Origin of the sequence: [Phormidium] sp. LEGE 05292 (assembly GCF_015207735.1) — a bacterium.
Classification (GTDB): Bacteria; Cyanobacteriota; Cyanobacteriia; order Cyanobacteriales; family Aerosakkonemataceae; genus Floridanema.
Genome location: NZ_JADEWG010000013.1, coordinates 48,860 through 65,705, shown reverse-complemented (window position 1 = coordinate 65,705; position 16,846 = coordinate 48,860). Strand labels below are relative to the sequence as shown.

Annotated in this window: 19 protein-coding genes; 10 read left to right on the top strand and 9 right to left on the bottom strand. The window is 40.1% G+C overall.

Annotated elements, in window-relative coordinates:
- Nucleotides 1-181: 181 nt before the first annotated feature.
- The 3 genes from IQ264_RS06290 to IQ264_RS06280 all read left to right on the top strand — a co-directional run bounded on the left by IQ264_RS06290 (nucleotide 182) and on the right by IQ264_RS06280 (nucleotide 2,200).
- Nucleotides 182-505 carry an antibiotic biosynthesis monooxygenase family protein gene (locus IQ264_RS06290; RefSeq protein WP_193979663.1) on the top strand — a complete coding sequence of 108 codons (324 nt, stop codon included), beginning with the start codon at nucleotides 182-184 and terminating at the stop codon, nucleotides 503-505.
- Between the two features lie 101 nt (nucleotides 506-606).
- Complete coding sequence (locus IQ264_RS06285; protein ID WP_193979661.1) at nucleotides 607-1,518, top strand: acyl-ACP desaturase; 912 nt, start codon at nucleotides 607-609, stop codon at nucleotides 1,516-1,518.
- Between the two features lie 19 nt (nucleotides 1,519-1,537).
- A complete protein-coding gene (locus IQ264_RS06280) occupies nucleotides 1,538-2,200 on the top strand; it encodes a hypothetical protein (protein ID WP_193979659.1) in 663 nt (220 codons plus the stop codon).
- 41 nt (nucleotides 2,201-2,241) lie between these two features.
- Here the strand turns inward: IQ264_RS06280 and IQ264_RS06275 are convergent, their stop codons facing one another.
- Together IQ264_RS06275 and IQ264_RS06270 are read right to left on the bottom strand one after the other, a co-directional pair.
- Nucleotides 2,242-4,107, bottom strand: a complete 1,866-nt coding sequence (locus tag IQ264_RS06275) for a CHASE2 domain-containing protein (protein ID WP_193979657.1) — start codon at nucleotides 4,105-4,107, stop codon at nucleotides 2,242-2,244.
- A 162-nt stretch (nucleotides 4,108-4,269) separates the two neighbouring features.
- On the bottom strand, nucleotides 4,270-5,172 hold the full coding sequence (locus tag IQ264_RS06270) for a FecR family protein (protein WP_193979655.1): 903 nt from the start codon (nucleotides 5,170-5,172) through the stop codon (nucleotides 4,270-4,272).
- Nucleotides 5,173-5,404: 232 nt separating this feature from the next.
- On the opposite strand from IQ264_RS06270, the gene IQ264_RS06265 reads away from it, so the two are divergent.
- From IQ264_RS06265 to IQ264_RS06255, 3 genes are all read left to right on the top strand, one after another.
- A complete protein-coding gene (locus IQ264_RS06265; protein ID WP_193979653.1) occupies nucleotides 5,405-6,112 on the top strand; it encodes a HupE/UreJ family protein in 708 nt (235 codons plus the stop codon).
- 116 nt (nucleotides 6,113-6,228) lie between these two features.
- On the top strand, nucleotides 6,229-7,269 hold the full coding sequence (cobW, locus tag IQ264_RS06260; RefSeq protein WP_193979651.1) for a cobalamin biosynthesis protein CobW: 1,041 nt from the start codon (nucleotides 6,229-6,231) through the stop codon (nucleotides 7,267-7,269).
- Between the two features lie 131 nt (nucleotides 7,270-7,400).
- Complete coding sequence (locus tag IQ264_RS06255) at nucleotides 7,401-7,880, top strand: orange carotenoid protein N-terminal domain-containing protein (RefSeq protein WP_193979649.1); 480 nt, start codon at nucleotides 7,401-7,403, stop codon at nucleotides 7,878-7,880.
- A gap of 85 nt (nucleotides 7,881-7,965) precedes the next feature.
- Here IQ264_RS06255 and IQ264_RS06250 read toward each other — a convergent pair whose 3' ends face one another.
- Nucleotides 7,966-8,613, bottom strand: a complete 648-nt coding sequence (locus tag IQ264_RS06250) for a hypothetical protein (RefSeq protein WP_193979647.1) — start codon at nucleotides 8,611-8,613, stop codon at nucleotides 7,966-7,968.
- The gene (locus IQ264_RS06245) at nucleotides 8,588-9,817 is read right to left on the bottom strand and encodes a sulfite exporter TauE/SafE family protein (RefSeq protein ID WP_193979645.1); all 1,230 of its coding nucleotides are present in this window, start codon (nucleotides 9,815-9,817) and stop codon (nucleotides 8,588-8,590) included. Before IQ264_RS06245 ends, IQ264_RS06250 begins: the two co-directional genes overlap by 26 nt.
- Before the next feature lie 436 nt (nucleotides 9,818-10,253).
- Here IQ264_RS06245 and IQ264_RS06240 point away from each other — a divergent pair, with 436 nt between their 5' ends.
- The 4 genes from IQ264_RS06240 to IQ264_RS06225 all read left to right on the top strand — a co-directional run bounded on the left by IQ264_RS06240 (nucleotide 10,254) and on the right by IQ264_RS06225 (nucleotide 14,384).
- On the top strand, nucleotides 10,254-11,222 hold the full coding sequence (locus IQ264_RS06240) for a cell division protein FtsQ/DivIB (protein ID WP_193979643.1): 969 nt from the start codon (nucleotides 10,254-10,256) through the stop codon (nucleotides 11,220-11,222).
- A 134-nt stretch (nucleotides 11,223-11,356) separates the two neighbouring features.
- Nucleotides 11,357-12,643 carry a cell division protein FtsZ gene (gene ftsZ / locus IQ264_RS06235; protein ID WP_193979641.1) on the top strand — a complete coding sequence of 429 codons (1,287 nt, stop codon included), beginning with the start codon at nucleotides 11,357-11,359 and terminating at the stop codon, nucleotides 12,641-12,643.
- Nucleotides 12,644-12,796: 153 nt separating this feature from the next.
- Nucleotides 12,797-13,624: a bifunctional hydroxymethylpyrimidine kinase/phosphomethylpyrimidine kinase gene (thiD, locus tag IQ264_RS06230; protein ID WP_193979639.1), complete on the top strand. Its 828-nt coding sequence runs from the start codon at nucleotides 12,797-12,799 to the stop codon at nucleotides 13,622-13,624.
- 151 nt (nucleotides 13,625-13,775) lie between these two features.
- Nucleotides 13,776-14,384 carry a hypothetical protein gene (locus IQ264_RS06225; protein WP_193979638.1) on the top strand — a complete coding sequence of 203 codons (609 nt, stop codon included), beginning with the start codon at nucleotides 13,776-13,778 and terminating at the stop codon, nucleotides 14,382-14,384.
- Between the two features lie 20 nt (nucleotides 14,385-14,404).
- Here the strand turns inward: IQ264_RS06225 and IQ264_RS06220 are convergent, their stop codons facing one another.
- The 5 genes from IQ264_RS06220 to IQ264_RS06200 all read right to left on the bottom strand — a co-directional run bounded on the left by IQ264_RS06220 (nucleotide 14,405) and on the right by IQ264_RS06200 (nucleotide 16,837).
- Nucleotides 14,405-14,728 (bottom strand): DNA-binding protein, encoded by a 324-nt coding sequence (locus IQ264_RS06220; RefSeq protein WP_193979635.1) that lies wholly within the window; start codon nucleotides 14,726-14,728, stop codon nucleotides 14,405-14,407.
- A complete protein-coding gene (locus IQ264_RS06215; RefSeq protein WP_193979633.1) occupies nucleotides 14,700-15,044 on the bottom strand; it encodes a type II toxin-antitoxin system RelE/ParE family toxin in 345 nt (114 codons plus the stop codon). Before IQ264_RS06215 ends, IQ264_RS06220 begins: the two co-directional genes overlap by 29 nt.
- Before the next feature lie 65 nt (nucleotides 15,045-15,109).
- Nucleotides 15,110-15,433 carry a DNA-binding protein gene (locus IQ264_RS06210; RefSeq protein WP_193979631.1) on the bottom strand — a complete coding sequence of 108 codons (324 nt, stop codon included), beginning with the start codon at nucleotides 15,431-15,433 and terminating at the stop codon, nucleotides 15,110-15,112.
- Nucleotides 15,408-15,749 (bottom strand): type II toxin-antitoxin system RelE/ParE family toxin, encoded by a 342-nt coding sequence (locus tag IQ264_RS06205; protein WP_193979629.1) that lies wholly within the window; start codon nucleotides 15,747-15,749, stop codon nucleotides 15,408-15,410. Before IQ264_RS06205 ends, IQ264_RS06210 begins: the two co-directional genes overlap by 26 nt.
- Nucleotides 15,750-15,778: 29 nt before the next feature.
- Nucleotides 15,779-16,837, bottom strand: coding sequence for an aromatic ring-hydroxylating oxygenase subunit alpha (locus tag IQ264_RS06200; protein ID WP_193979627.1), 1,059 nt, complete (start codon nucleotides 16,835-16,837; stop codon nucleotides 15,779-15,781).
- Nucleotides 16,838-16,846 lie beyond the last annotated feature (9 nt).

The window sequence follows — 16,846 nt, the reverse complement described above, 5'->3', positions numbered from 1 at the left end:
CTGCGTTTTAAAAAAAACTTTCGCCACCAACAGACAAAAAAAACATCTGTGTTCATCTGTGTTCATCTGTGGACATCTGTGGTAAAAAACAATTTCTCAACAGCCAGCACTTCACCAAATTACACTTGTAAGTTAAACTTAAACCTTGTGCATGACCACTTGACAAAAAGAGGAGTAGATTATGTCAGAATTTCTAGACTTTTTGCGACATAAGTTTGCTTATGTAGCTTTCGGAGAATTCAAACCTGGTAAATTTGAAGAAGCTAAACAACTTTATGAAAAAGCAATCTCTACATACCATCATGGTTTCCAAGGTGCATATCTGTTACAAATTCCCAATACTGATAAAGGTATTGCGATAATTTTTTGGGAAAGCGAACAAGATATGGCTGAAAATCAGTCGGAAGCTTATCAGGAGATTTTGAAACAAATGTCGCCTTTGTTTGCTATTACACCCCAAACTGATTTTTATGAAGTTGTTAGCGAAATAGCTCCCAAAGAATGATTTTTTAATGTGCTTTAGTAAAGTTTTAAGTCAAAGAAAATCTAAACATTTTCTTTGACTTAAAATCATAAAATAAATTATTTATTTTAGGGAGGGCGAGTATGCAAGAATTTAAAGAGTGTACATTTGAGAATACTAACCTAGATTCTTTAAAAAAGTGGGATATTCAAGAGCTTAATTTAACCCTTTTTAACAGGGAACAAGTTTCTAGTGACTTAGTTGATGTGATTAAAGCAACTTGTTTAATTGAGTCCCGTGCAGACCTTTACTCTTCCTACTTGCTTTCAGTGTTTTCTAGTAAAAATGAGTGGCATAAACTGATCCATATTTGGAATTTAGAAGAAAGACAACATGGGCAAGCTTTGCAAAAATGGAGTCAGCTAGTAGATCCTGATTTCAATTTTGAAGAGTTATACAAAAAGTATATAGAAACTGTGCAATACCATTCAGAAACCGGAGTTTCTGTTCGAGGTTCTATTGCCAATGAATTAATCGCCCGTTGTGTTATTGAAGCTTTAGCAAGTGCTTATTATGCAGCGATTCGCGATCGCACTTCAGAACCCCTTTTACGTGACATTTGCGATCGCTTGTCGAAGGATGAAGCCCGTCATTACGGAATGTTTTATAAATTTTTGAAAGAAGTGCAAAAAACTGAGAAAATTAACATTTTTAACAAATTGCTAATTTTAGCCAAACGAGTTTTTGAATTAGAAGATGACCAGATTATTTATGCTTCATTTTGTATAAGTACTCACCTGAAACAACAAAACTATAATAAAAGTAGAGAAGGTAATACTTATATCAGCAAAATGTACCCACTCTATGAAAGAAAACATATTTATTATATCTTAAATCTTCTGCTTCCTATTTTAGAACTTCCTAAACACGGGCGATCGCATCATTTATTAAGCTTTCTGTTCTATTACCTGATAAAAATCCGAATTTTTCTCAGCAGGCTATCTTTAATGAACATCACAGGGAACAAAATCGCTCATACTGAATCTAATAACTAAAATCTATTTATCCAAACTTATGAAACCAGTTGTCATTGTCGGTTTAACCTTGCTGTTAGGTTATTCAAGCAATTATTTAGCAGCCGCGAGAACCCCAATAAATCAATTTACAATTGCCCAAACTAGCCAATTAAAAGATACCTTAGTAATTCCCGGTGAAAGAGTTGGCCCAATTACTAAAAATACTAGCCGTCAAGAACTAGCTAAACTTTTTGGCGCGTCACGTTTGCAAGACAAAAAGATTTTTGGCCCTGAAGGAATCGGAGAATTTGCTGCTACTCGCGTTAACCTGGGACAACAACGTTCATTTACAGTAGTTTGGGCAGATGAAAAACGTACTCAACCTGCTACTATTCGGGATTTTGGTTCTGCTTGGAAAACGCCTGAAGGCATTGGTGTCAGTACTTCCCTTGCGGAATTAAGAAAACAATTAGGTGAGTTTAAACTTTACGGACTCGCTTGGGATTATAGCGGTACAATTTTGCTAGAAAATACTAAATTAGCAAATTACAAAGGCAAATTAATCTTGCAGGTAGCAGCTTCACCTGATGCAGCGAAGAAACATCCCCGCCAATATCAAGCAGTTATGGGAGATTCTACTTTCTCTTCATCAAATCCTAATTGGCAACCTTTAGGAATTACCGTACAACAAATGATAGTGTATCTTAATGAAAGTATTTAAGTTTGTTGTAAGCACTTTAGTGCTTTCTAGGACTAAAGTCCTTACAACGAACGTTTCTTTTTACCTAGAATAGTGTAAATCATTGTTTCTTGTTGTCTACCTCGGAGTTGGATTGTTTTTACTTGTTCTCCTCGGTAGCGATCGCTAACATAACTGAAAGTTTCATCGGTTAATAATATTTTGAATGGTTTATCAGCAGTTAACTCTTTATTCATTGATTCTAATCGAGATGCTACGTTAACCGTATCTCCAACTACGGAATAATTCAAGCGTCTTGTTCCTCCCACACTCCCAGCAATTAGCATTCCGGTATGAATACCAATGCCAAATTTAATTACAGGTTTACCTTGGGATTTTAACCGTTTATTTAGTTGTCTTAATCGTTTGTGCATGGCAAGAGAAGCTGCGATCGCATTTAGCGCATCTTGGCGAATTCCCTCTGGTTTTGCGTTAGGAAAAGGTACACCAAAAACCGCCATAATTGCATCTCCAATATATTTATCTACGACTCCACCATTATCCATAATACAATCAGTCATCGCATCCAAATATTCATTCAGCCAATTGAGCAATTCTCGCGGCTTCAGGGTTTCTGAAATAGTAGTAAATCCTCGAATATCCATAAATAATACAGTAGCGATTAATTCTTGCGCTTGCAGTTTTCCATCTTCGATTATTTCTTCTTTGCGCTGCCAAATTAATGCTGCTGTTTCTGGGGAAACGTGCTTGGCAAATAAGTTCATTAATTGTTGTTTTTCATACTGTTCTCGCAATTGTAAACCAACTGCTGCTATTAATACTGTGCCAATTGGGGCGGCGATCGGTATCCACAATTGACAAAAAACAAAAACTACAGTAGCGATCGCAAACCAAGCGATCGGTAAAATAAAAATTAGAACTATCCGCGTCTTTAGATCGCTGCCGAAAAATAGGCAACTAGCACCAAATGGTAACAAGATTAATAACCCAAATACCTGTATATCCGGTAAAGTTTGTAACCAACTTTTCTTGACTAAATTATCAATTACAGCAGCATGAAAGTAAACTCCAGATGTAGGCGGTTCTGTATTGTAAGGCGTTCGCAATGGATCGGTTAAACCTATGGCAGTAAAACCAATTAGCACAAATTTATTTGTAAATTGATTACTAGGTATTTTACCTTCAGCTACATCTACAAAAGAATAGGTTATCGGAGATGATTGCTGGGAATTATTGGCTAAAGAAATGACTTTTCCCGGCCAATTTAACCAGATATTTTGTAAAGGTTCATATTTACTGGGCTGTGGCAGAGAAATTGGTTCTTTTGTCTGATTTAAATTGTACACTTCAATCATCGCCAAACCCAAACTAGGAAGAGAAAATTCGGCGCTATTTATCCAAATTGGTACTTGACGAGTAATACCATCCCCATCAACTTGACGAGAAATATGTCCTTGATTACTTGCAGCTTCACTTAATTTTTGTACAGGTATTAAAGGGTTTCCTAGATCATCCCATGCTCTAGCTAATACTACATTACCACTTTGCTCGATCGCTTTCGCAAATTCAGCATCTTTCTCACTACGATCGACAAATTTAATATCAAATCCAATCGCTGCTGGACGGGCTTTTTGTAAATAATTTAATAAGGGAACATAGCGATCGCGTTGCCAAGGAAATTGACCGTATTTCTGCACACTCTTTTCATCGATCGCAATTACAACAATTCTTTTATCCCATTGCTGTTTAGGTAAAACTCCCGTCTCGCGGACTTGAAATAGCAATTTGTAACCTACTCTTTCCAGAGGTAGCCAAATATTTAAATGCCACATTCCCAAAGATAAAATTGTTGCTGCTGCACCAGTAAGCCAGGGCGAACTATTGCAAAAGTAACGGCGCAGTCCACCAATAAAATTTTTAGCTACCATAAATTTTACTACGTTGAAATTGCTGGTAAATTATGATTATTTGAAATTTAAGATGTTTAATCGCTAAATTAATAATCTTTGGCGATTAAACATCTTAAATGGGCAATTTCAATGCAACCCTGACAATTTTATGCAAAATATGATTAGTTAATTTTGCATTTTCTATTGTGGAAATTTCAATTCATAAACTTGTTCGTCACCTAAAGGAGTACGCACCAGTAACTTGAGAATTCCTTGTGGAGGAAAAGAAACAACAGTTTCAAATTCACCCGTAGGACTAATTGGCAAACTCTGACCTTCGAGAAAAACTGAATTGATTGGATTTACTACACCACTTACCCGAACTTTTCCAGTTTCCGGGGCTGGTAAAACTTCTAAACTAACTCTAGCATCGCCATTAAATGGAGTAGGCTTTGTCGGTGGATTTCCTGGCTTGACGATCGTATAATTTCCCGCCCCTACTACTTCCGTAACTTGCTGATTGCCAGTACCTCCACTGACCGCAACTAACCCTTCAACTGTGATAACTTGTGTTTCGCCATTTGGCTTAACTATGACTATAAAATCCGTCCCTCTTACACCAGCAACTCCAGTAGGTGTTTGAATTTTAAAATTAGACTGAGGATTTGTAAAAGAGCGAACTTTTGAGCGAAGTTGCCCTTGATTCATCCTTAATTCTGTAGTAGTAGCACCATTAGATTGCCTACCCAAATTTTTAATTGAAACATTAGAATTTTGCGACATCCTACTATTCGCAATACCATTATCAGTTGCTAAATTGGCACTAGAATTAACCCCAGTTCTAATTCCCTCACCTGGACGAGAAATGCGATCGCCAACTTTTGCTTGACGTTGGACTTGTTTGAGAAATCCATTTTTGTAATAAGTCACATCGCCACTAACCTCGGTACATTCCAAATAACGTTCTTGACTGATTTGTTGTTGACTTCGCCTGGGTGGACCCCCAGCAAAAATCGGAAACGAAATGGCTAGTAAAATACCTGCTATTAACAATAAAGCTAATGCCGCCCTAGACGATCGAAACAAATTGATAGGATTCCTCATTTTTTCAATCTACAAATATATTGAAGCTAAATCAATCATAATAGTTCCACATCAGATGACCCTGAAAAAACTATTTGCAACATTATATTAATAAAAATGTCCTCGACACTTTCCCAAAGAAGTAACAGTGCGGTAAAATACCGAAGCTCATTCGGTGCTGTCGGCAGGTAGACACTGTAATCAGAATACCCATCGACAGTGATTGTGCGATCGCTCTTGCGAGGAAAAAATTATGTCCAAAAATTCCCTTTCACTTTGTAAATCTTCCACCCCTTCAACTCCCCTCTTTCCGCGTCAGCAAAAATTCCCTCCACAACTTAGCATTATTTCCACCCTTAGTTTAGTGGTAATTGGATTTTTTAGCGTTGCCCAAAAAGCAATGGCGCACCACGCAATGGGCGGTAGAATGCCTGCTAACTTCTTTGAAGGTTTTATTTCAGGTTTAGCACATCCAATTATTGGCTTAGACCATTTTGCTTTCATCGTTGCGATCGGATTTTTAGCAGTTGGATTATCAAGAGGCGCATTAATTCCCGCAGGTTTTGTTATCGCTTCTTTAGCAGGAACCGGACTACATTTACTGAAACTTAACTTACCAGGAAACGAAATCATTATTGCCTGTTCAGTGATAGTTTTTGGTATCCTGCTTGTAGCCCAAAAACAGCTAAATTTTACTTGGTTAATTGCCTTAGCTGCTGTTGCTGGATTATTTCACGGATACGCTTACGGAGAATCAATTGTCGGCGCAGAAATGACACCATTATTTGCTTATCTTTTGGGGTTTAGCATCATTCAATATGCGATCGCCCTCACCGCCCTAGCAACTGGAAACCTCCTAACTCAAAAATTCACCAACTTAACCGTTTCACCCCTACGACTAGCAGGCTTTGCCATATCCGCCATTGGCGTAGTTTTCCTTACTAATTCCTTAATTAGTTAGTAGTCATGAGTCATTAGTCATTAGTCATTTGTTAATGGTTAGTTGTAATATCAATGAGTAGTTCTTCACCAAGAACTAATGACCGATGACCGATGACCAATAACCAATAACCCAAAATGCACAAAATCCCCGTTACAGTTATTACCGGATTTCTCGGCAGTGGCAAAACCACTTTAATTCGCCATTTATTACAAAATAATCAAGGTCGAAAAATTGCCGTTATCGTCAATGAATTTGGCGAATTAGGAATAGATGGAGAATTACTCCGTTCCTGCCAAGTTTGTGAAGAAGAAGACGCAAATAACAACATTGTCGAACTTACCAACGGTTGTCTTTGTTGCACCGTTCAAGAAGAATTTTTGCCCACAATGCAAGAATTATTAAAACGTCGGGAAAACTTAGATTGTATCTTAATTGAAACATCAGGATTAGCCTTACCTAAACCATTAATTCAAGCATTTCGTTGGCCGGAAATTCGTACAGGTGCCACCGTCGATGGTGTAGTTACAGTAGTAGACTGCGAAGCCCTAGCTTCAGGAAATTTAGTCGGCGATCTCAACGCTTTAAATGCTCAAAGACAAGCCGATCCCAATTTAGATCATGAAACACCGATCGAAGAATTATTTGAAGACCAATTAGCTTGTGCTGACTTAGTATTGCTGAGTAAAGTTGACCAAATAGACAACCAAACTCAAACTCAAGTTGAAAAATGGTTAAAACAACAATTACGTTCTGCTGTCAAATTAGTTCCTTGTAAACAAGGCGAAATTAATTCGGAATTATTGTTAGGTTTTAATGCCGCAGTTGAAGATAATTTAGAAACTCGTCCTAGCCATCATGACACAGAAGAAGAACACGAACACGACGACAATATTAACTCAGTTCACTTTGTCTTAGAAGGCAACTTCCAACCCCAAACATTAGTAGACAAATTACAAAACCTAGTGCAAAAATTAGAGATTTACCGCATTAAAGGATTTGTTTCCGTACCGAACAAACCCATGCGTTTAGTATTGCAGGGAGTTGGCGATCGCTTAGAATACTTTTACGACCGACCTTGGCAAAAAACCGAACCAAGACAAACCAAATTAGTCCTAATTGGGCGGGATTTAGAAACTACAGAAATTACTGCTGAACTGCAAAAAATCGCCGTTTAATAACTTCATCTGTCTTGAGAAAGGTTTGCTTTTTTTTGATCCCCTACGAAGTCTCTGTCCTTTTGTAGGGGTTTTAATTTAGCTGTTTGTTTCAAAATGTAAATGTTCGTTAACAATTCAGCAAAACACCCATGACAGTCAGTGATATCAGCGCCTACGACCAAGGTAAAGAAGCACTAAAAAAATTGAATGTAGACGACCAACTAGGCTTACTTTGGGTTGTTTACACCAAGCTAGGAAAATCAATTACACCAGCTGCACCAGGGGCTTCAGGATCGGAAATTGCTCAAGGTTTATTCAACCAAGTTAAAGCACTTCCCCATCAGGAACAATTGCAAGTAATGCGGGATATTGCTACAAAAACTAACACTCAAATTAGCCGGGAATATGGTTCTTTGAGTCCCGAAACAAAGTTAGCTTTTTGGTATTTCTTAGCGCAAGGAATGGAGAACGCTACCATTATCCCCATGCCTCCAAACTATGAACTTCCCCAAGCAGGAAAAGATTTATTAGCCAAAATTGAAGGCTTAGGTTTTCAAGAACAAATTGATTTTCTGCGTGGTGCAGTTTTACCAATGGGAACAGAACCAGCGGGTGGTTCTGAAATTTAGCACTGTTCGTTGTGAACACTTCACTGTTCCAAGTAAGGGCTAGGAGGCAAAGGGGAAATTTTCCCCAGCCTCCCAGCCCTTCTGCCTATTTTTTCTTTTGCAAAACTGCCCCAAGTACTCCAACTCCGGTGAGACTTGCGCCAGTAATAATCAAAGGTAATGCTGGATTAATTCTTGGTTTTGTCTGGGAATTTAATTCAGCATTCTTATTTGTTTGTAAGGTATTTCTTTGCAGGTTTTGACTAGGCGAATTTATCGCTTTGGGGCTAGCTGTTGGTGCTGCCGCAGTTCTACCAGCAGCAACAGTAACTGGGAAAGTTAATTTAAAGGGTTTAAAATTAGCGTTTGCTTTAGGAGTACCGCTGATTTCTATTTCGTAATTTCCCACTTTAGGAAACACTAGATCAGCACCGGGAATGCCTTGATATTGAGAATTTGAGATAGGTTTTAAAGCAGGTTTCAGCAGAGGAAGAGAACCTTTAAGACGCGGTTTTGTGTAAACTGCCATTTGGCAGTTACAATCTTTGAGCGGAATTAGTTTTCCACCTTGACGAGTTAATGCTATCCAAATTTGAGTAGATTCACCTGCTTTGGGATTATCATTTGGTTCAATGTGTAAAGTTCCGCCCACATCTGCGGCAACTTGTACATTATGTGCGTAAACAGGAGTAATTGCTAATCCTAGAAATAGTATAGTCGCCAAACTTTTATTCAGACTTGAGTGGTGCAGCATAGAATTTTTCTAAAGATAAAATTGACCAAAATTGACGCGATCGCACTAACAACACACAAACAGTAACTACTATTAAAATTGCCGTTCTTAACTTATTTTCCCAATTCCATTGCAAATTACCTAAATAATGAGAACCAATCACTACAGCGTGAATCGCACACAACAGAAACGCTGGCACAGCTAATAAATGAATTTGTCGCCAACGATTGCCTAAGTTTTTCTGAAAGCGATCGAAACTCGTCACCGTTGCCGGAATCATTAATATTAACGCTACAATGCCCGTCACTATACCTAATTGATGCAAAGGCAACATGAACGAAACCGCATTTACATTCCAACTCAAAGTATGATCTAAAATATGAGAAACATGAGCCAAAGCTAACACAAAAGCACCCACACCCAAAGCCCTGCGATATCGCAAAGGATGAGGCCAAATTCTGCTAACTGGACGGGCAATTAAAGCCAACATTAAAAATAATAAAGCGCCATGACTGGTGAAGTCTACCATAGTATCACCAGTGCGTAATAAAGTTAAAACACCGATCGCGATCGTAATCCAGCCACCCATACGGAACAACTGACTGCGCCGACTCGCACTCACACCAGAAATCGAAACCCCCACCCCCAACATCATCGGCAAAGTTCCCAACCCAAAAGCCAACATCGTCGCCGCACCAACCCAAAGATTACCAGTTTCCGCTGCCTTAATTTGAGCCGCATAAAGAAAACCGCAGGGAATAAAACCCCAAACCATCCCCAAAATTCCCGGAGTCCACCATTGATTTTGGAATGAGAGATTTAGCATAATTTTACTTAAGCGATCGTGCAACTTCCCCTGAGTCAAAGGATGAAAAATCGGGATCGGAGGCAGGAAATCCGGCTTTACCTGCGCCAAACCAAACCAAATCAACATGATCCCCGTCAAAATAGCGATCGATCGCCGCAACACACTATCGATCCCCGCCATCTGTCCGCTAGCAATCAACACCGAACCAAACGCCCCAATAGCCGCACCCACCAAGGCATAGCTGAGAATTCGCCCTAAATTGAGCAAAATATGAAAAAATAACTGTTGTCGCCAACTCGCACCAGGCTTTGGCTTCTGGGAAAAGGAAAAAGCCACACTCAAAGGGCCACACATTCCAATACAATGACCAAAACTTCCCAAAAAACCCAAAGCAGTCATCAGTAGCAAGTCGAGCATTTTGGTCTTAGTCTCCCGGAAATTTAGTAAACTTACAATCAAAGTGATTTTAGCTGAAGATCGCTGACGATCGAAAATCCCCAATTACCAAACTTATAGAAAATCAATCAACAGGTAGATGACGAAATAATTAAGTAATACTTCTGTTATTTAAACAACTCTTGAGGGATTGAACTGAGTAGTGAGGAATTAAGATTTTTGGTGGAAAACTCCAAATCAGGAACAAACAACTTGTACACTTTGCCCTAAACCCGGATATTAGGGAGAGCATGAATAGCGATCGATCCCTATCAATATCACCTAAACAAAGCAAATTTTTGGGATTTCCCCACCCTATTCCACCTAAAATCAAAAACACCCCCAGAGCATTTACCCGCTAAAACTCAAAAACAGAAAATTAATTAGCCGCTTTACTTTAGGCATTTAAGGTATCAGCATGACCAACATCTTATCGATTAGTTCAGCAGAATTGTCTCAAAGGCGAAAAACTCTGCGTCGTCAAAGAAGACAGCAACTAGTTTGTGGAATTTGGCGCATTGTAGCAATTACTAGTTTGGCAGGTGGTTTAAGCTGGGTAGCCACCCAACCAGTTTGGGTGATCGAACAACCCGAACAAATTAACATCGAAGGCAATCACATTCTTTCCGACCAAGGAGTTCGCTCTTTATTATCCTTGTCCTATCCCCAGTCATTACTGCGAATTGAGCCGAAAACATTAGCTCAACAGCTAGAAACAAAGCAAACATTGATCGCCAAAGCATCAGTCAGCCGCCAGCTATTTCCACCGAGTTTAACGGTCAAAGTCGAGGAACGTGAACCTGTAGCAACCGCAGTTTCAGTAAATCCCAGCGTACCCCCAACTCCCGCCATATCATCCCCAACAAATCCAGCCGATCCCAATCAAACAAATCAACTAGAACCAACCACCCCTCCCCCACCGCAAATAGTACCAGTGGGATTAATTGATGCTAAAGGAACTTGGATACCAATAGAAAACTCCAACTCTGCCGGACAACCAATACCTCTGCCCACATTGCGAATTATCGGCGATCGCCAACAATATTTACCCCATTGGGCACAACTCTATCAAATATTGCGTCGCTCCCCCGTCAAAATTTCCGAAATTGACTGGCAAAATCCCACCAATGTAATCTTGAAAACCGACATCGGCACCGTGCATCTGGGAATATATGGTTCTCACTTCGCCGACCAACTCGCAATTTTAGACCAAATGCGCCAATTGTCAAACCAAGTTGATGGACACCCAATAGCTTACATTGACTTGAGTGACCCCAATTCACCCGCTGTTCAATTACAATATCCAACAACTCAACTTGATTCAGAGTCGGCTCAAATCCTGAAGATTCGCTCAAAACGAACACTAAAGCTTGACAGACAGCGATAAGCTATAGGTTAGCAAAACTTGCTATATAATCAATCAGCTTGTCACTATTTATTGGTTTTTCAACCACCTTAGCCTATAGTTGACTTGAGCTACCTAGAATTGAAAAGTTGTTTAGGGACTATTTTTTGATTCCAATGATTATTAATAATAGACAGGGGCTCGCAAATAAAGTTTCCCAAGCAGAGGGACAACAGGGTTTGGCACCAGGAATGGATGCCAGTAATCCTTATATGATGACTGGATTTCAGTTTGGTCAAGTTCGCGAACCCAAAGATATGCCTGAAGAAGCACGCAGCGGCGACATTGTACCCAGTCGGGTAGCCAAAATTAAAGTGATTGGTGTTGGTGGCGGTGGCAGCAATGCCGTCAACCGCATGATCGCCAGCAATCTCTCAGGAATAGAATTTTGGTCAATTAACACCGATGCTCAAGCCTTGGCTTTATCATCTGCCACCCAACGCTTGCAAATCGGAACAAAATTAACTCGTGGTTTAGGCGCAGGCGGTAATCCCGCAGTTGGACAAAAGGCAGCAGAAGAATCTCGTGATGAAATAGCTAATGCTATTGGTAACTCAGATTTAGTGTTTATCACTGCTGGCATGGGCGGTGGTACAGGTACGGGTGCAGCCGCAGTCGTAGCTGATGTAGCGAAAGAAGCAGGTGCCTTGACAGTAGGTGTAGTAACTCGTCCTTTTAAGTTTGAGGGACGGCAACGCAATAACAAAGCGGAAGAAGGAATAGCGGCTTTACAAAGTCGGGTGGATACGTTGATTATTATCCCGAACGATCGCATCCTCGACGTAATTCCCGAAAATCTTCCCCTGCAAGACGCTTTTCGCGAAGCCGATAACATCCTCCGTCAAGGTGTACAAGGGATCTCCGATATCATCACCATCCCCGGATTAATCAACGTAGACTTTGCTGATGTCCGGGCAATCATGGCAGATGCGGGATCGGCTTTGATGGGCATCGGTGAAGGGTCTGGGAAATCACGGGCTACCGAAGCTGCTACTACCGCAATTTCTTCTCCTTTCCTAGAATCTTCTGTCAGAGGTGCTAGAGGCGTAGTATTCAACATTACGGGTGGTAGAGACCTCACCTTGCATGAAGTTAATGCCGCAGCAGAAATTATCTACGACGTTGTTGATCCTAACGCTAACATCATCTTTGGTGCGGTGATTGATGAAGAAATGCAAGGGGAAGTTAGGATTACGGTAATTGCCACTGGGTTTAGTGGGGAAGCTCAGCCACAAACGGCTCAGCAAACACGCCCAGCAGCGAGGCATCAAACTCAGCCAGCAGTTAAACCCCCAACTTCCGTTAATGTGAGGACTGAACCCGAAAGACAAGCACCATTACAACCACCTGGATTAGATATTCCAGAGTTTCTCCAAAGAAATCGTCCCAAGAGAGACACCTAAAATTGTTTCTCTTGCAGTTTGTTATCGAGAAACCACCTTGTTTGCGTTTTCGTTGGTAATTTCTCAGGGGAGTAACCCTGGCTGAGTGTTACCGAAAAACAGAGAGGATTTGGGTTTCTCGACCTGCTTCAACCACTTTAAACTTCCTCCGGTATGACCAAAGAAACTGCATTGCGTATACCAGTAGCTTTGACGATCGCAGGTTCAGATAGTGGCGGCGGTGCCGGAATTCAAGCAGATTTAAGGACTTTCGCCTTTCACCGCGTTCACGGAACCAGCGCCATTACCTGTATAACAGCACAAAACACTTTAGGGGTATATAGGGTTGATGCTCTGCCTGCGGCGGCTGTAGTAGCGCAAATTCAGGCAGTAGTAGGGGATATTGGGGTGCAAGCTACAAAAACTGGAATGTTGCTCAATCAGGAGATTATTCAGGCGGTAGCTCAACAGGTAAGAGAGTTAAATATTGCCAATTTGGTAGTTGACCCAGTAATGGTATCCCGCACCGGAGCTCAGTTAATTGATGATGCGGCAGTTGTTTGTTTGCGAGAGCAGTTGATTCCCCAAGCTAGAATTGTCACTCCTAATCGTTACGAGGCGCAAATGCTCAGCGGTTTGGCAGTTGAAAGTTTAGTTGATATGCAGGAAGCGGCTCAACGCATTCACCAATTGGGGGCACAAGCGGTTTTGGTTAAGGGTGGGGGAATGTTAGGAGATTTGCGGGGTGTGGATGTTTGGTTTGATGGCGAGCAGCTTTTAACTTTAACCACATCGATGGTGGAAACAACCAACACTCATGGTACTGGTTGTACTTTAGCAGCTGCGATCGCCGCTAATTTAGCACAAGGAAAAGATTTATTAACCGCCGTGCAATTAGCTAAAAATTATGTTACTACCGCCTTAAAATACGCACTCAGTATTGGTAAAGGTCAAGGGCCAGTAGGACACTTCTTTCCCTTGTTACCCAAAACTACCGAGTGATAAAAACAATTTTATGTAATCGATCGCTCTTATGTTATCCTGATTGGGACTATATTTTAGGCATAGTTGAAATCTAAGCAATTAAGCTTAGTCGAGAAACTGTTAAACAGGTTGCCGCTGGCTGACCTAACTTTAAGTTAGAGCAAAACTTATGATGCCAAATTTCAATCCCAAGCAACCCCATCAAAATGCGGGAAATGGTGGTCAGAATATTCCCACATCAGCTGGAAACAATGCTCGGTCAGTACCAATTTCTATCTATCGCGAACTAGCAGCCGAGTTGCAAGCGACAAGGGTAATGCTGGAATCACTGAATAACCAAAATCAGCAGTTGTATGAACAAAATCAACAATTGCGCCGGGAAATTGAAAAGGTGGTTCATTCGGCTATATATCTAAAGCAGCTAGCTGATGCTTCGAGTCCGGGAATTCGTCAGACTGATTTTATTCATCCAGAAATGCGATCGGAAACGATTGATATATCTTATCTGCGACAATTAAATCAGCGTTCTGTGCCCCATTCTGGAGTAAATCCGCCACCCTTGGGAGTAGAAGCTTTTGACGATGGCGAGCCAATGATGCCCATTTTTCAAGAACACTTGGTAACAGAACAAGCACAAGGACGTTATCGGCGGAATAGTCAGTTAGACCGCAATGCGGAAATTAATGGTTGGTGGTTGACTTTGGCGATCGTCTTAATTGTAGTCACAGCTTTTGGCGCTGGCTATTTATTTATGCGCCCACTATTGATTAAACGATAATTTTTCGAGTTATTTGCTTGTTAGGATTGGGTTTCTTTCGGTGTAATTATAATGTGGAAACCCAGTTCATTTAGTAATTGGAAAAAAGTGTAAATTTCGGTAGCATTACTTTCTGTTAGCATTCGATCGAGCTTTTCATGTAATTGTTTTGTTGATTCGGAGATGCGATCGCACCTTTCCCAAGCTTCAACCACATTTCTAATTGCCTTTCGCAATAATACTGGTTGATCGCCCCCTTCTTCCAGAACTATCTCAATATAACCAGCAGCTTCTTCCCGGTTTTCCAGAGACTCAATTAGAAACTCATGATAGCTTCTACTTGTCGGTACTTTCACGTTTTTCATAATCTGCCCAATACTCCTTAGCTTTGCGAATGTCTCTATCTTGAGTACTTTTATCTCTGCCACACAGGAGAAGTACAATAATAGATCCTATTTGTCCAAAATAGACTCGATAACCAGGGCCATAATCAATTCTAAACTCAAAAACTCCTTCTCCGACTGAACGGTAATCTCCTAAATTACCTTGCTGAATTCTATCAAGTCTTAACTGAATCCGGTTTTTGGCTTTGTTATCTCGTAAAGAGTTATACCAATCTTCAAAGGGGCTGCTATTGTCAGCTTTGACATAGTTTTGAATTTCCCTTGGTTGGGCTTCCATGATTTTATTGTAGTTCCAGAATTGTCTGATTTCACGATAAATCGCATCATATCAAAATCGGGAACTCATTCAGTTTCTTTCGGGGAAATAGCTATTTGAAAACCTAGTGCATTTAGTAATTCTACAAAAGTGTAAATTTCTGAAGCATTACTTTCTGTGAGTATTCGATCGAGCTTTTCATGCAATTGTTTTGTTGATTCGGAAAGGCGACGATCGCTTTTTTCCCAAGCCTCAATAACCTTTCTCAGCGCATTTCGGAGAAGTTCCGGTTCAGGATCTTCTTCTTCTAAAATAGCTTCAATATAACCAGCAGCGTGTTCTGGATCTTTAAGACATTCAATTAGAAACTCACGGTAGCTATCACTAGTTGGCATTTTCACGTTTTTCATAGTCTGCCCAATACTCCTTAGCTTGGTTAATATCTTCTTGTTGAGTGCTTTTATCTCCTCCACAAAGGAGAAGTACAATAGTTGTTCCTATTTGTCCAAAATAAATTCGATAACCGGGGCCATAATTAATTTTTAGTTCAAATACACCTTCTCCAACTGAACGATAGTTTCCTAAATTTCCTAATTCAACTCGCTCAAGCCTTGTATCGATTTTATATTGAGTTTTGCGATCGCGCAGCGAATAGTACCATTCTAAAAAAGGAATTCTGCCATTTAGCGTAATGTAACGTCGAATTTCCCTTGGTTGAACTTCCATGATTTCAGCTGCGCTAACGCACCCTATAGTTATATTGATTTTTCAACCTTGATTCTGATTAGTTTTTGTACGCTCACCAAGGCTTTATTTAACTCATAATTTTTCCTTTCAGGATGTTGCAAATAAGCTTGTTGTTCTTCTTCAATCATTACCAAATCCTGACGCACTAAGTTATTAAGTAAACCTTTGGCTGCATTAAAGGAAATGTTTTTGACAAAGCGGCGAAACCACACAGGTAATATATGTAATTTGTCAAAGGCATTTAATGAAGTGAAATGAATTAAATAAGCGCGGGTTGTTGTTTCATTTACTGGACAAAACAAACAACAAATTTTAAAATCATTCCCTAACGTTGCTACCCAATTAGGATAAATATAACTCACATCTAAAGGTTCAGGATGCAACTGTCGCAAGGCGGGAATAAATAATTGTAAAACTGCCCATTCTCTATTGATTCGGTAATAACTTTGTGCTGCATAATGAGCATGAACTTTATTTTCGTCTTCATCAATATGTTGTAACACAGGATTTGCCCAAGCTTGCAAATTTTGATGCAAATGTCCGTGATACATATCCATCAGGTTTTCAATTAAAAATGAATAGTGAGATGGACACTCAAAACCTGTATAACTGACAATATAATTAAGATGTTCCCATTCTGGTAATGCTAAAGGTGAAACTGTATTTGATAAGGTTTCATCGCCAGGAAATATCCAGATAAATCCATATTTTTCAAGTACGGGATAGTTGCGAAGTTTACAATTGGGTAATTTTTGATTTGCTGCTAAATAAGGAACTTCGGTGCATTCACCAGCAGTATCAAATCGCCAACCGTGATAAGCACATTCTAATTGATTGTTGATAACTTTTCCGTGACTTAGCTTTACTTGGCGATGGGGACATCTGTCTTCTAAGGCGTGTATGTTACCTGTGTTGTCTCGGTAAATTACTATTGCTTGATTCCACAGGGTAACACCTAAAGGTTGGTTTTTTAATTCGCTAATTTGGGCAACGACATACCAATGGTTGAAATTAATTCCTAACTTCCGAATGTCGCGGTTATTGTTGATTGAAGAGAGGGAAGTCATAAGTTTATA

Coding starts and splice junctions, on each gene's coding strand:
- IQ264_RS06290 (WP_193979663.1), top strand. CDS start 182: ATGTCAGAATTTCTAGACTTTTTGCGACATAAGTTTGCTTATGTAGCT.
- IQ264_RS06285 (WP_193979661.1), top strand. CDS start 607: ATGCAAGAATTTAAAGAGTGTACATTTGAGAATACTAACCTAGATTCT.
- IQ264_RS06280 (WP_193979659.1), top strand. CDS start 1,538: ATGAAACCAGTTGTCATTGTCGGTTTAACCTTGCTGTTAGGTTATTCA.
- IQ264_RS06275 (WP_193979657.1), bottom strand. CDS start 4,107: ATGGTAGCTAAAAATTTTATTGGTGGACTGCGCCGTTACTTTTGCAAT.
- IQ264_RS06270 (WP_193979655.1), bottom strand. CDS start 5,172: ATGAGGAATCCTATCAATTTGTTTCGATCGTCTAGGGCGGCATTAGCT.
- IQ264_RS06265 (WP_193979653.1), top strand. CDS start 5,405: ATGTCCAAAAATTCCCTTTCACTTTGTAAATCTTCCACCCCTTCAACT.
- cobW (WP_193979651.1), top strand. CDS start 6,229: ATGCACAAAATCCCCGTTACAGTTATTACCGGATTTCTCGGCAGTGGC.
- IQ264_RS06255 (WP_193979649.1), top strand. CDS start 7,401: ATGACAGTCAGTGATATCAGCGCCTACGACCAAGGTAAAGAAGCACTA.
- IQ264_RS06250 (WP_193979647.1), bottom strand. CDS start 8,613: ATGCTGCACCACTCAAGTCTGAATAAAAGTTTGGCGACTATACTATTT.
- IQ264_RS06245 (WP_193979645.1), bottom strand. CDS start 9,817: ATGCTCGACTTGCTACTGATGACTGCTTTGGGTTTTTTGGGAAGTTTT.
- IQ264_RS06240 (WP_193979643.1), top strand. CDS start 10,254: ATGACCAACATCTTATCGATTAGTTCAGCAGAATTGTCTCAAAGGCGA.
- ftsZ (WP_193979641.1), top strand. CDS start 11,357: ATGATTATTAATAATAGACAGGGGCTCGCAAATAAAGTTTCCCAAGCA.
- thiD (WP_193979639.1), top strand. CDS start 12,797: ATGACCAAAGAAACTGCATTGCGTATACCAGTAGCTTTGACGATCGCA.
- IQ264_RS06225 (WP_193979638.1), top strand. CDS start 13,776: ATGATGCCAAATTTCAATCCCAAGCAACCCCATCAAAATGCGGGAAAT.
- IQ264_RS06220 (WP_193979635.1), bottom strand. CDS start 14,728: ATGAAAAACGTGAAAGTACCGACAAGTAGAAGCTATCATGAGTTTCTA.
- IQ264_RS06215 (WP_193979633.1), bottom strand. CDS start 15,044: ATGGAAGCCCAACCAAGGGAAATTCAAAACTATGTCAAAGCTGACAAT.
- IQ264_RS06210 (WP_193979631.1), bottom strand. CDS start 15,433: ATGAAAAACGTGAAAATGCCAACTAGTGATAGCTACCGTGAGTTTCTA.
- IQ264_RS06205 (WP_193979629.1), bottom strand. CDS start 15,749: ATGGAAGTTCAACCAAGGGAAATTCGACGTTACATTACGCTAAATGGC.
- IQ264_RS06200 (WP_193979627.1), bottom strand. CDS start 16,837: ATGACTTCCCTCTCTTCAATCAACAATAACCGCGACATTCGGAAGTTA.